Origin of the sequence: Streptomyces sp. NPDC005774 (assembly GCF_042871645.1) — a bacterium.
In the GTDB taxonomy this organism is placed as follows: domain Bacteria; phylum Actinomycetota; class Actinomycetes; order Streptomycetales; family Streptomycetaceae; genus Streptomyces; species Streptomyces pratens.
In genome coordinates, this window is sequence record NZ_JBIAIV010000033.1 from 1 (window position 1) to 12,732 (window position 12,732).

The 12,732-nt window shown below is 74.0% G+C and carries 11 protein-coding genes; 4 read left to right on the forward strand and 7 right to left on the reverse strand.

Features of this window, described 5'->3' with window-relative positions; translation table 11 throughout:
* Nucleotides 1-1,249 (reverse strand): DUF885 family protein (locus ACFYQA_RS25955; protein WP_388922356.1); only part of this gene is annotated, 1,249 nt, incomplete at its 3' end.
* Entirely contained in the window at nt 1,246-2,670 is a 1,425-nt protein-coding gene (locus ACFYQA_RS25960; RefSeq protein WP_388922360.1) for an NB-ARC domain-containing protein, read from the reverse strand. The genes ACFYQA_RS25960 and ACFYQA_RS25955, both read right to left, overlap by 4 nt.
* A gap of 233 nt (nt 2,671-2,903) precedes the next feature.
* On the opposite strand from ACFYQA_RS25960, the gene ACFYQA_RS25965 reads away from it, so the two are divergent.
* The gene (locus ACFYQA_RS25965) at nt 2,904-6,329 is read left to right on the forward strand and encodes a BTAD domain-containing putative transcriptional regulator (RefSeq protein ID WP_388922363.1); all 3,426 of its coding nucleotides are present in this window, start codon (nt 2,904-2,906) and stop codon (nt 6,327-6,329) included.
* Between the two features lie 250 nt (nt 6,330-6,579).
* On the opposite strand, the gene ACFYQA_RS25970 is transcribed toward ACFYQA_RS25965, so the two are convergent.
* Both ACFYQA_RS25970 and ACFYQA_RS25975 read right to left on the reverse strand, forming a co-directional pair.
* Nucleotides 6,580-6,723, reverse strand: coding sequence for a hypothetical protein (locus ACFYQA_RS25970; RefSeq protein ID WP_388922366.1), 144 nt, complete (start codon nt 6,721-6,723; stop codon nt 6,580-6,582).
* Nucleotides 6,724-6,854: 131 nt separating this feature from the next.
* The gene (locus tag ACFYQA_RS25975; RefSeq protein ID WP_388922369.1) at nt 6,855-7,661 is read right to left on the reverse strand and encodes a hypothetical protein; all 807 of its coding nucleotides are present in this window, start codon (nt 7,659-7,661) and stop codon (nt 6,855-6,857) included.
* A gap of 519 nt (nt 7,662-8,180) precedes the next feature.
* Here ACFYQA_RS25975 and ACFYQA_RS25980 point away from each other — a divergent pair.
* A complete protein-coding gene (locus ACFYQA_RS25980; protein ID WP_388922372.1) occupies nt 8,181-8,390 on the forward strand; it encodes a hypothetical protein in 210 nt (69 codons plus the stop codon).
* Between the two features lie 192 nt (nt 8,391-8,582).
* Nucleotides 8,583-9,491, forward strand: a complete 909-nt coding sequence (locus tag ACFYQA_RS25985) for a Bax inhibitor-1/YccA family protein (RefSeq protein WP_388922375.1) — start codon at nt 8,583-8,585, stop codon at nt 9,489-9,491.
* A gap of 152 nt (nt 9,492-9,643) precedes the next feature.
* Here ACFYQA_RS25985 and ACFYQA_RS25990 read toward each other — a convergent pair whose 3' ends face one another.
* A complete protein-coding gene (locus tag ACFYQA_RS25990; RefSeq protein WP_388922379.1) occupies nt 9,644-9,877 on the reverse strand; it encodes a DUF4287 domain-containing protein in 234 nt (77 codons plus the stop codon).
* 100 nt (nt 9,878-9,977) lie between these two features.
* Here ACFYQA_RS25990 and ACFYQA_RS25995 point away from each other — a divergent pair, with 100 nt between their 5' ends.
* Nucleotides 9,978-10,289 carry a hypothetical protein gene (locus ACFYQA_RS25995; protein ID WP_388922381.1) on the forward strand — a complete coding sequence of 104 codons (312 nt, stop codon included), beginning with the start codon at nt 9,978-9,980 and terminating at the stop codon, nt 10,287-10,289.
* A 90-nt stretch (nt 10,290-10,379) separates the two neighbouring features.
* Here ACFYQA_RS25995 and ACFYQA_RS26000 read toward each other — a convergent pair whose 3' ends face one another.
* Entirely contained in the window at nt 10,380-11,189 is an 810-nt protein-coding gene (locus tag ACFYQA_RS26000) for a hypothetical protein (protein ID WP_388922384.1), read from the reverse strand.
* A 297-nt stretch (nt 11,190-11,486) separates the two neighbouring features.
* Nucleotides 11,487-12,707: an acetyl-CoA C-acetyltransferase gene (locus ACFYQA_RS26005; protein ID WP_388922387.1), complete on the reverse strand. Its 1,221-nt coding sequence runs from the start codon at nt 12,705-12,707 to the stop codon at nt 11,487-11,489.
* Between the last annotated feature and the right edge of the window lie 25 nt (nt 12,708-12,732).

Genomic DNA, 12,732 nt, shown 5'->3' on the forward strand with positions numbered 1-12,732 from the left:
GAGGAGCCGACGCCCACCGGGCCGAGGCTCCCGCCGAGGGGAGCACGCCCGTGAACCGGCGCGCTCCCCGACGGCAGGACCCTCCGGGGCCGGCCCCCCCCCCCCCCGGGCGGGGGCCGGTGCCCGTGTGCGGCCCGTGACGGGGGGGGCCGGGCCGCCCCCGGGCCGGGGGGGCGGGCTTGCCCCGGGCGGGGGGCCCCCCCGCCCCCCCCGGCCCGCCCCCCCCCCGGGCGCCCCCCGGCCCCCCCCCCCCCGGGGGGGGCGCGCCCCCGCCGCCCCCCCCCACGGCCGTACGGGCGGCCGAGAGCATCTCGTCGGCACCGCTCCACCGCAACCGGGCGTCGGACCGCAGCCGTTCGCGCACCTCGGCGGCGGTCGGCGAGCCCCCGAACGCCTGCGCCCCCACCCGCGCGTACTCCTCCTCGACACCGGCCAGCAACCCGACGCCCGCGTCGTGCAGTTCCCCGGGAGAGCGGCCGGTGGTGGTGTGGACGCGGGCGAGCGTGGCGTAGTGCTCCTCGCCGTCCGGCAGATGGCACAGCCCGGGCCGCTCCTGCGACCGCCCGCGCGGAGCGAGTTCGGTGTCGAGCACCTCCCGGTAGGCGGCGAACGCCGGCCGCACCCGCTCGTCGATCAGCCGGTCCCGCTCGGCGTGATGCCGCTTCGCGAGCGGTACGGCGCGCAGTGGATCCCCGGCCGGGTCGGCGAGGTAGGAGTCGAGCCGGGCGACGGCCGTACGGACCCGCTCGGCGACCGGCAGCCGCCCGGCGGCCGTCCCCGCGCGGTGCCGCTCGGCCGCCTGCGCCAGGTACTCCGGGACGCCCGCGAGCCGCTCCAGGTGCCCGCGCTCCTGTTCCTCGCCCGCCGGACGCACCTCGGGCAGGGAACCGAGGAGCCGGCCGATCGGCGAGGTCTGGTAGTCGGCGACGGTGTGCTCGATCAACCGGGCCCCGAGCCGGCCGGCGACGGCCGACGCCTGCTGGACGATCACGGCCCGGGTCACCTCCTCCCCGGCGTCAGCGACCGGCGCCTGCCGCGCCCGCCGGGCCAGCCCCGACGCCCGCTCCCGCAACGCGGACTGTGCCTCCTCGCAGGGGTCGGCGAGCCGTCCGACGGTTTCAGGGCACCCTTCCAGGGCGTCGTCCAGCGGGTCCTCGGCGGCGATGAGCCCGATGGTCTCCTCGGCGAGGGCGGCCACGGGGGTGGTGGGGCTCGTGGGGGCGGTGATGTCGGTGGTCGTGTCGGTCATCCTCGGGCGTCTCCTGTCAGGACGTGGGAACGGCACCGCGCGGTACCGGGTACGGGTTCGTGTGCCGTCGGATCCGCCTGTGCACGTGCGAACTGCCTCACCAGCGGCGGGAGTCCGTACTGCCCGGTCACGTCGGTCCGCTCCAGCAGCCCGGCGTCGACGAGGTCCTCGAGGAGGTCCTCGACGGTGCCCGCGTCCCGTTCCAGAGAGCGGGCGAGCGCGGTCACGGACTCGTGGGCCACCGTGTCCACGGACGGCGCGGTCCGGGTCGTCGCGAACCGCCGCAGCACGAGACGGGCGTCCGGGGTGAGCCGGCGGTAGGCGTCTTCGTAACGTTCGGCGAGGTCCTCGTCGCCGACCCGCAGCCGGGCGAACAGCTGCGGGTCGGCGACCAGTTCGGTGATCGCTTCGGTGAGCAGGGCCGCCGGGCGGGCCGCCAGCCGACGCGCGGCGAGGGTGAGGGCGAGCGGCAGGTCGCCGCAGGCCTCGGCGAGCACCAGGCCCGCCCGCGGGACGGCGGCGAGCCGCTCCCGGCCGAGTACCGAGGCGAGCAGCTCCATCGACTCGTCCCGGTCCAGCACGGGCAGCGCGAGGCGCCGTATCCCGTCCAGGCCGAGCAGCCGGGACCGGGCGGTCAGGACGATCCGGCAGTGCGGGGCGGCCACCAGCAGCTCGCGCACCTGACGTTCCCGGCGCACCCCGTCGAACACCACGAGCAGCCGCCGCTCCCGCAGTACCGACCGGTACAGGCCCACCCGCTGCCCTGGGTCTTCGGGGACCTGCTCCGGTGCGAAACCGAGCGTCCGCAACAGGCTGCCCGCGATGTTGGCCGCGCCCTCGCGGTCGTCCGCGGCCGGGCCGAGGTTCACGTACAGCCGGCCGTCCGGCAGGCCGGCCGCCAGTTCGAGAGCCAGACGCAGCGCGAACGCCGACTTGCCGACGCCGGTCTGGCCGTGGACCAGCAGGGGCGGGACGGGCCCGTCGGCCGGGCCGGTCAGCATCCGCGCCCGGCCCAGCAGCCGGGTCCGGCCGACCGGCGGCCGCGGCTCCGTGGGGAGCTGGGCGGGCGTCGGCGGCTGCGCCCGTACCGCGGCGGCCCGCAGCCGCGTCTCCGGCACCCGGTGCACGACCCCGGCGGCCGGCCGGCCCTCGTGGCCCGTCTCCCGCGCGGCCTCCCGCCAGCGCCGCTCCCACACCGCACGGTCCCCGCCGCACGCCTCGGCGAAGGCGAGCGCCACCTGAAGACTGGGGAGCCGGTAGCCGGCCGCCGCGTCCGAGAGCACCGAAGCGGAGAACAGTGCCCGCTTCGCCAGCTCCCGGTAACTGGGGGAGCCCGCCCCGGACCGGAGCCGGCGCAGCTCCCGGGCGAAGACGGTGGTCGGTCCGGCGTCCTGCGTCAACGGCTTCTCCGGCCTGCCCACGCTCACTCTCCTCGGGGATCGGGGCGGTGCGCCGCGGGGTCGCCGCAGGTCTCCGCCGTCTGCTGCCTGTTCCCGCAGACTCCGGCGGGCCGTTCCCGTTCCCCTCCCGGTGCGGTACCGCCGCCGTTTTCGTCGCCCCCGTACCGCACACCCGAACGAGCGTTTATGATCCGGCTTGCCCGAATCCCCGGTCGGGGGACGGGGCACGGGGGCGGGGGAGCCGAATGACACTCATGCATGCGAGGAATGGCGGGCACAGAGCCGTGGACGACGGCCCGTTCCGCCCGTCGTCCGGCGACGCGGACACGCGGTCGGCCCGCGAACGCCCGGCGGACGGGGCGGCCCCGGCGCGGGGACTGTGCTTCCTGCTGCTCGGCCCACTGGAGGGCTGGTCGCAGGGGACCAGGCTCAGGCTGAGCGGCACCATCCAGGAACGCGTCCTGGCGACGCTGCTGCTCGAACCCGGCCGGCTGGTCCCGGTGTCCCGGCTGGTCCAGGCGGCCTGGGAGGAGAACCCGCCGGCCACCGCCGGCCACCAGGTCCGCAAAGCGGTCGCGGATCTGCGCCGGCGCATTCCACGCGGCAGCGAGGTGATCGTCACCGACGGCCCCGGCTACCGTGCCGCGCTCGCCGGCGTCCGGCTCGACCTGCTGGAGTTCGGCGCCCATCTGCGTTCCGCCGCGTCCGCCGAGTCCGCCGGCCGGATCCCGGACGCCGTGCGGGAACTGACCGCGGCGCTCGCCCTGTGGCGCGGGCCCGTCCTGGCCGGGACCGGCGCGGCGGTGATCGACGCGGCCGCCGCGATCCTGGAGGAACGCCGGGTCACCGCGGCCGAGCAGCTGTTCGCGCTGCGGTTGACGCGCGGAGACGGCAAGGTGCTCGTCGCCGATCTGCGGGATCTCGTCGCAGCCCACCCGCTGCGCGAGACCCTGCGCGGCCAGCTGATGCTCGCCCTGTACCGCTCGGGGCGGCAGGCGGAGGCCCTGGAGGAGTACGGCCGGGTCCGCGCCCTTCTGGCGGAGGAACTCGGTGTCGACCCCGGCCCCCACCTGGCCGGACTGTACGAGGACATGCTGCGCGACAGCGTGGACCTCCTTCCGGCCCGGGGACCGTTACCGTCTGCCGAACCGTCCCTGCGGAGGGCCGGCCGTGAGTGTGCTTCCGTCGGGCGCCGGGGCCAGGGCGGGAGGGCCGGACTCGCGAGGGCTGCCGGGGCGGCCGGGACCGGGGCCGGGACCGGGGCCGGGGGAAGCGTGGACGGGCATGGCGAGGCCGTCGGTACGGAAGGCGCCGGGAGCGCCGGGAGCGCAGGAGGCACGGGGAGCGCCGGGAGCGGCCGAAGCACCGGGCCTGCCGCGCGTGCCGGGGACCACGGGGGCACCGGCACGGCCGGGGCGGCCGGCACCACTGCCCCCGTGCCCGTCGGCACCCCCGGGCCTCCCTCCCCCCAGCCGCCAAAGGCCCCCTGCACCCTTCCCTACGACCTCTCCGACTTCACCGGACGGCGTACCGAACTCGCCCGCATCATCGAGCTCGCCACCGACCCCGCCCGGGAGTACCGCACCCGGATCGTCGCCCTCGACGGCATGGGCGGTAGCGGCAAGACCTCCCTCGCCGTCCACGCCGCGCACCAGCTCGCCGGCGACTACCCGGACGGCCAGCTCCACCTCGACCTGCGCGGCTTCACGCCGGGTGAGGAGGGGATGCGGCCCGAGACCGCGCTGGACGTCCTGCTGCGCATGCTCGGCACCCCGGGCGAGCGCATCCCGACGGACCTCCAGAGCCGCGCAGCACTGTGGCGGTCCTCCCTCGTCGGCCGGCGTGTGCTGCTCCTGCTGGACAACGCCGTCGACGCCGCCCAGCTGCACCCGCTGCTGACCGCCGCCCCCGGTTGCCTGGTCCTGATCACCAGCCGGGCCCGGCTGGTCCACCTGGACGGCGCCTCCTGGCTCTCCCTCGGCCTGCTGCCGCCCGAGGACAGCGCCGCGCTGGTCGCCGAGACGCTGGGCGCCGACCGGGTCGCCGCCGAGCCGGACGCGGCCGCCGAACTCATCGAACGCTGCGGCCACCTCCCGCTGGCGCTGCGGATCGCCACGGCCCGGCTGCGCAACCGGCCCCGCTGGACACTGGCCTATCTGGTCGACCGACTGCGCGACGAGACCCGCAGGATGGTCGAGCTCACCTCCGGAGAACGGGGGGTCGCGGCCACCCTGCGTCTGTCCTACCTGGCGATGACCGAGCGGCACCGCACCGCGCTCCGGGTGCTGGCGATGCACCCCGGCGCGCGCATCGACGCCCACGCGGCAGCCGCCCTGCTCGGCCTGGACCTGTTCGACGCGGAGGACCTGCTGGAGCACCTGCTGGACGTCCACCTGCTCCAGCAGCCCGACATCGGCCAGTACACCTTCCACGACCTGGTGCGCAGCTTCGCCCGCGAACTGCCCACCTCCGAGGAGGAGGAGGCGGCCGCCACGGAACGCCTCTTCGGCTACTACGTCTCGGCGACCGAGGCCGCTTGCCAGGTCCTCTTCCCGGGCCGCATGCGGCACCCGACGAAACTCCCCCCGTACGAGGGCGAACTGCCCCCGCTGGGCGACGCCGACGCCGCCCGGCGCTGGTTCGCCCTGGAGCACAAGGGCCTGATCGCGGCGACCGCGCTGGCCTCCGGCCGGGGCCTCGACCGGCACATCGCCGTCCTCGCCCGCAACCTGGTCTTCCACCTCAACGCCCGCGGCCACTTCACCGAGTACGCGGAGGTCGCCCGCACCGCCGCGGCCGCCGCGCGCCGCACCGGCGACCTGTGGCTGCTCAGCTGCAGCCTGTCGAACCTGGGCGTGGCCTGCTGGAAGCTCGGCCTGCTGAAGGAAGGCATCGAGACGGTCACGGAGGCCCGCGAGGCGGCCGTACAGGCCGGCAACCGCCTCACCGAGGCGCACGCCGACAGCGTCCTCGGAATCCTGCACGCCACCGGCGCCGGCTACGAACCCGCCCTCTTCCACCTGCGCCGCTCGCTGGCGCTGGCGCTGGAACTGGGCGCCGAACGCAACCAGGCGGACGTCCTGTGCACGCTCAGCACGGTCTACGAGGAGCTCGGCCGCCATGCCGAGGCCGCGGAGGCAGCCCGGGAGGCCGCCGGGATCTCCCTGCGCCTCGGCTATCTCAACAACCAGGTGACCTCCCTGACCGACCTCGCCTTCGCCGAGGTCGGCCTGGGGGACGCGAGCGCCGCCGGGGAGAGCCTCGCCCGGGCCCGCGCGCTGTGCGACGAGCGGGTCCCGGTCGGCGACACGGCCCTGATGCTCGCCCTGTCCGCCCGGGTCGCCCAGCTCCTCGGTGACACCGGGGCCGGTCACGGGTTCGCCGCCCGTGCCCTGGCCCTGGCCACCGAGACCGACGCCCCGCTGCGCCGCGCCAAGACCCAGAACGTCGTCGCTCGCTTCCACTTCCACGCCGGCGCCCACGGGACGGCCCGCGCGCTGCACGAACAGGCCCACCGCAGTGCCACTCGGGCCCGGCTGTGTGCCGAGGAGTGGCACGCGCTGTCGGGTATGGCGAGCGCGGCACGCGAACTGGGCGCCCCGGAGGCGAGCACCCACCAAGCAGCCGCCAACGCCCTGTTGACCCGCCTGGGCCTGGCCCGTCCTCCCGCGGAACGCTGAACACCCGCCCGTGGACGGCTCCGCGCCTCCGACACGAGGGCGCCCCGCCCGACGACCACTGGAACTCAAGGTCATCACGGGGCGCCCGCGTGAAGGTGTCCTCGGAGAGCTGCGCCACGGCGGCACACCAGCCGGTGGCCGACCGTCCCCGCCGGGCGGGCGACGCCCGGCACCGCACCTCGCCACCTCGGCGGCCACCCTCCGATCAGCCGCGTGCACAACGCCGCGGGTCGAGAGCCCTGGTGCGGGCCTAGTGCGGGCCGACGTCGCTGGCCACCACCTGGTGCTCGGCGGCCCCGGCCGGAAGGTCCGTGGCGGCCACCGCGGTGCCCAGTCCGAGTGCCAGGACCAACGCCGCGTGCATTCCGATCAGTGCCGCTGCCTTCGTACGCATATTTCCCGTCCCCCAGGGGTAGTTGGCGGTGGCCGGCAGTGCTGCCCGCTCTCGACGTCGGCGATGTTTCCGGCGGCGGTTCCCGATCCGGTCCCTTGTCGTTCCCGCCCGCGCGGGACCGACAAGGCTGCTCACAGCCCCCCGTCGGCGCAGTACGCGACCCGTGGCCCGTCCGTGGTCAGCACGGTGTCGGTGCGCAGCGCACCCTCGGAGAACCCGGCGAGGTCGAGGAGTTCCCGCACACAGGACCGCACCCAGGACACCTCGTCCGACGCGCCGGGCGGGCCCGTGCCCTCCCGCGCCACGCTCACCACGTGATGCATTCCGCCCAGCGAAAGCGTCTCCACCCGGTAGCGGGGCCCGAGGAGCAACTCCTCGACGAGCTGCGCGCCGTCAGCCGCGGTCTCGGCCCACAGGGCGAGCGCCGTCCCGTCCCGCACGAAGGCGGGGCTGCCCCACCGGCCCCCGGCGTCGCGGGACTTGATGGTGAGTGGCAGCCCGATCCGCTCCGCGGCGGCCCGGGCCCGGGCGACTCCGTCGGCCTCCTCCGCGCGCACCGGGGGCCAGGACGCCTCGCGCAGCAGCCTCCGCAACGCCACGGGGTCCTTCAGCCGCGCGGCGGCCGGGTCCTGCCACAGCAACCCCTCCCGCTCCCGCCGCACCCGCCGTACGACGGCCCGGACGTCGTCCCCGGCTCCCGGCCCGCACATCAGCTGTCCGATGCCGTACCGCCGTAGGAGCCAGGTCAGCAGGCCGTGCAGGGTCCCGTCGGCGACCCCGACCGGACCGGTGACGAGCAGCCGCTCCAGGGGGACCGTGCCCGGCAGCGCCTCCAGCGGCCCCACCACCGCCCACAGGTCGAACCCGGCGGCCACGGCCGACCGCACGAGCCCTTCCCCGGGCATCACCAACAGCATCCGTTCCGCAACGCTCGCCACGGCCTCTCTCCCGCCGATCCGCTCGAACGCCGCCAGGCTCCACCGCTGGCTTCCTGTCCGCCTCCCGCCCCGTTCCCCGTGACACCACCGCTTCCGTCCGACCGGTGCCCGACTTCTCCCGTTCCTCCCTTCTCCCTGCCCGGCGGACGCTCCCCACACCCCGTGCCGGCCGGCGAGCACGGCCTCGGAGAGATGCGCCGCATGCTCGAGATTCCGGGCGAGGTCTCCGCCTTCCTCGGGGCGGGCCACCGAATGGCCGGTATGGTGCCGGTCGATCCCGGGGGCTGCCGTGCTCCCGCTGGTGAGGCTCTCGCGGACGGACGAATCCGTTGCGGGGGCCGATGTGTATCGGCGTTGCCGAGGCGAAGGTGCCGCACGGAAAGTGTGCGTACGTAGGCGTTGAGTGAAGAGTCGGTTCCGCGGGGGTGGGAGACATGACTGGTTCGGCCTGGCTGCGGATGCCGGTCGCGGGGGCCGTCGTGCTCGGGGTGGTCGGGTGCGGCAAGGGGCTCCGCGCTGGTGCAGGGCGGCCACGGAAAGGGCCGGAGCGGCGCGGCGCCCGTGCGGGTCCCGGTACCGGGACCCGTCCTCGACGTCTCCGGCCGGCATGTGATCGTCGAGGGCTGCGTCGAGGGCCGCATCGAGGAGGGCGGCGAGGAGGGCGGCGAGGAAGATGCCGGGGGAGGCGCTGACGAGGACGCCGTCGGGAGTGAGGGCGGCTGGGGGTGATCTCCGGCCGGTTCCGGGCAGGTCCCCGGGCAGGTCATGGTTCGGTCCCCCGCGGTGAGGGGAATCGCGTGGCCGCATAGCGTGTTGTGCAGCACGACGAGGGAAAGATCCTTCCCAAGCAGTAGGGTCATTCCTTTGCCTACCTATTACTCTTGAGCCCAAAGCCGCGCTGTGTGGCTATGAAGGAGTGAAATGAGGAGCAGAAACCCGGTCTTCTCGCGACGGGGGTTCAGCCGCGACAACGGCTACGCGGGCTTCAACACCGCGCCGCAGGCCGGGGGTCCCGCTGTCGCCACGCAGGGCAACCCGTACGCGCAGCCCACCGGCAACCCGTACGCGCAGAACCCCTACGCGCAGAAGCCGTACGGCCAGCAGGACGTGCAGCACGGCGCGCCGCCGCAGGCGCCCGCCACCGCCGGCCGGATGACCATCGACGACGTCGTCATGCGCACGGGCACCACGCTCGGCGTGCTCATCGTCTTCGCCGCGCTCGCGTGGGCCCTGCTGCCCGTGGACGACGCCAACCTCCCCCAGTCCATCGGCATCGGCATCGGCGCCGCGCTGGTCGCCATGGTCCTGGGGCTCGTGCAGTCCTTCAAGCGCAAGGCCGCGCCCGCGCTGATCCTGACGTACGCCGCGTTCGAGGGTGTGTTCCTCGGCGTCATCTCCAGCGTCGTCGACAACCGCATCGCCGATGGTGCGGCCATGCAGGCCGTGCTCGGCACCATGGCGGTCTTCGCCGGTGTGCTGGTGGCGTACAAGGCGGGCTGGATCCGCGTCAACCGCCGTTTCTACGGCTTCGTGATGGCGGCCGCGCTCGGCTTCATCCTGCTGATGGCCGTGAACATGCTGTTCGCGGTGTTCGGCGGCGGTGACGGCCTCGGCTTCCGCAGCGGCCCGCTCGGCATCCTGTTCGGCGTCATCGGCATCATCCTCGGTGCCTGCTTCCTCGCCCTGGACTTCAAGCAGGTCGAGGACGGCCTCGCCTACGGTGCCCCGCGCGAGGAGGCCTGGCTCGCCGCCTTCGGTCTCACGCTGACGCTGGTCTGGCTCTACCTGGAGTTCCTGAGGCTCATCGCGATCTTCAGCAGCAGCGATTAGCGACCGGCCGGCGCGTCGGTGACCGACGCGTCCGATCCACGCGGACACACGCAAGGGCCCCGGGTTCACCCGGGGCCCTTCGCCATGGTGCGGACAGGGTGGGTGGTGGTGGGTAGGGGTGAGTGGTGGGTCGTCGTGGGCGGGGCGCGGGCTCAGCGCAGGTTGCGCGCGGCCCTTCTCAGGTCGTACTCGTGGACGATCGCCTTGGCATGGCCGTACGCCAGGTCGTACTCATGGCGGAGCCAGCTGACCTTCTCCTCGAAGCGGAAGAGGGAGGGGCCTTCTTCTTCGACGGTGCGCAGCCAGTCGGAGATCTCACGACCGGTGCAGTGCGGGATGCGGGCGAGCATGTTGCGATGGGTCTCCTCGGAGAGGACTTGGGACATCGGCGCCTCCAGCGCAGGGGTGTGAGCCGGTCCTTCAGGTCACCGTGCCCGACCGTTCGTCCGTTGGCAACAGGCCCGTCGTGCCGCGTACGCTCACCGCGTGGTTGATACGACGCCCCTCACCCGTGCCGTGGATCATTTCGCCGACCGCCTGCGGGCCGCGCCGCAAAGCAGGCTGCAACGGGGGGCCGCCGCCGAGGCGCTCGCCCTGGCCAGGGAACTGGCGGTGTGGACCCAGCGTCTGGAGGAGCCGGGCACCGAGCCCCGCGAGATGCCCGATGCGGGCATGTTCGCCGCCGCCGACCAGATCACCGTCGCCGGCCACGACCTGGCGCTCGCACTGGAGAACGAGAAAGAGGTCGCAGAGGCGCTAAGGCTCGTGGAGGAGGCGCAGAAGCGCGCCGGGGTGTAGGGACACGCCCGGCGCGCGGAAGGGCCGCGGGGAAGGGCCGCGCGGAAGGGCCGCGGGGAAGGAGCGCGCGGAAGGACTCGCGCGGAAGGCTCAGAGGGACGCGATGACGCGGTCCGCCAGGATGTAGACGTTCTCCTCGCCGCAGGCGAAGGTCAGCGTGTACGCGCCCGAGACGCCGGAACCACCCAGCAGGAACGGGGCCCGGCCCTCCCGCAGGGCCGCGGCCAGCCGCTCCGCGGTCTCCCGGTGCCCCGGCGTCATGCACAGCGTCGTGCCGTCGGCGAAGACGTAGACGTCCAGGGTGCCCAGCGGGCCGGGGCGGACGTCGGTCAGTTCCACCTCGGCGGAGGCCAGCTCCTCCAGCGTGGAGACGGTGCGCTCGTGGTCGTTCGCGACCGGTGACGGGTTCGGGACGAAGTCCGGGTGCGAGGGGTGCCGGCGGCGGGCCGCGGCCAGTTCCGGGGACTCCGTGGGGGTACCGCCCTGGACGAAGTCCTTCGAGGCGTACTCGTCGGTGTCGGCCCCCGGGTCGGCCATCGGTTCCAGACCCACGAAATCGGTCTGCCGCGGCATGAACAGCTCACTGTCGGCCAGACCCAGCAGGGACGGCGCGTCGGAGATGTCACGCACCTCCTGGGCGGCCCAGAACGCCCGCGCCTCGGCGAGTTCCCGTTCCCGTTCCTCCGCGAGAGCCTCGGCCACGGCCGTGCGTATCTCGTCCGTGTGGGCGGAGCGGGCGGCGGGCAGGAGCGCACGCGTGGCGGCGGCACGGTCCTTGACCAGCTCGGCGTGCAGGGCCGCGACCTGTCGGCGCAGCACCAGAATGCTGCGCAGAACGGCGACGCCCACGGCGCCGGTTGCGGCCGTGGTGACCAACAGGGCGATCGGCATGGCGCTCACTGACGTACTCCCGGTTCAAAGTCGACCCCCGACTTCCTACATCAGCTTGAAGGGTGGACTAACCATCTGTCAGTGCGTAACGTCACGAAACGGACAGAGTGTGGTTTCCAGGCTGGCGGGAGGTGGGGCCCTGACCTGCGTGAATATCCGCTGCGAGGGAGATAGGTCACATCCTGGGGGAGATTGGATCACGGAACGGCCCGGAACCCCGGTGGTGCAAGGGTTCCGGGCCGCAGCTTCACCGAACGTGCCGCCCCGGCTACTTCCCGGCATCGCGACGGTGGCCGACCGAGGTGGTCAGCTGAGGCGCTCGATGACCATGGCCATGCCCTGGCCGCCGCCGACGCACATGGTCTCCAGGCCGAACTGCTTGTCGTGGAACTGGAGGGAGTTGATGAGCGTGGCGGTGATGCGGGCGCCGGTCATGCCGAACGGGTGGCCGACGGCGATGGCGCCGCCGTTGACGTTCAGCTTCTCCAGCGGGATGCCGAGCTCGCGGTAGGAGGGGATGACCTGCGCGGCGAACGCCTCGTTGATCTCGGCCAGGTCGATGTCGTCGATGGTGAGGCCGGCGCGGCGCAGCGCCTGCCGGGACGCCTCGACCGGACCGAGGCCCATGATCTCCGGGGAGAGGCCGGAGACGCCGGTGGAGACGATCCGGGCGAGCGGGGTCAGGCCCAGCTCGCGGGCCTTGGTGTCGCTCATGACGACGAGTGCGGCGGCGCCGTCGTTGAGCGGGCAGCAGTTGGCGGCGGTGACCAGGCCGTCGGGGCGGAAGACGGGCTTGAGGCCGGAGACGCCCTCCAGGGTGACGCCCGCGCGCGGGCCGTCGTCCTTGGCGACGACCGTGCCGTCGGGCAGCGTCACCGGGGTGATCTCGCGCTCCCAGAAACCGTTCTTGAGGGCTTCCTCGGCCAGGTTCTGCGAGCGGACGCCGAACTCGTCCATGTCCTGGCGGGTGACGCCCTTCAGCCGTGCCAGGTTCTCGGCGGTCTGGCCCATCGCGATGTAGGCGTCCGGGGCGAGGCCGTCCTCGCGCGGGTCGTGCCAGGTGGTGCCCTCCTGCTCCGCGACGGCGGCGGTACGGGCCTCGGCCTCGGCGAAGAACGGGTTGCGGGTGTCGGGCAGGCTGTCGGAGTTGCCCTTCGTGAACCGGGAGACCGTCTCGACGCCGGCCGAGATGAAGACGTCGCCCTCGCCGGCCTTGATGGCGTGCAGCGCCATGCGGGAGGTCTGCAGGGAGGAGGAGCAGTAGCGCGTGACGGTGCAGCCGGGGAGGTGGTCCATCCCCATCTGTACGGCGACGACGCGGCCGAGGTTGTTGCCCTGCTCGCCGCCGGGGAGGCCGCAGCCGAGCATCAGGTCGTCGATGTCCTCGGGGCCCAGCTCGGGGACCTTGGCGAGGGCGGCCTGGATGATCGAGGCGGTCAGGTCGTCCGGGCGCACATCCTTCAGGGAGCCCTTGAAGGCGCGGCCGATGGGGGAACGGGCGGCAGAGACGATCACGGCTTCGGGCATTACGGCTCCTGAGGGAAGGGGCGGC

Coding starts and splice junctions, on each gene's coding strand:
- ACFYQA_RS25990 (WP_388922379.1), bottom strand. CDS start 9,877: ATGTCCCAAGTCCTCTCCGAGGAGACCCATCGCAACATGCTCGCCCGC.
- ACFYQA_RS25965 (WP_388922363.1), top strand. CDS start 2,904: ATGCATGCGAGGAATGGCGGGCACAGAGCCGTGGACGACGGCCCGTTC.
- ACFYQA_RS26005 (WP_388922387.1), bottom strand. CDS start 12,707: ATGCCCGAAGCCGTGATCGTCTCTGCCGCCCGTTCCCCCATCGGCCGC.
- ACFYQA_RS25985 (WP_388922375.1), top strand. CDS start 8,583: ATGAGGAGCAGAAACCCGGTCTTCTCGCGACGGGGGTTCAGCCGCGAC.
- ACFYQA_RS25970 (WP_388922366.1), bottom strand. CDS start 6,723: ATGCGTACGAAGGCAGCGGCACTGATCGGAATGCACGCGGCGTTGGTC.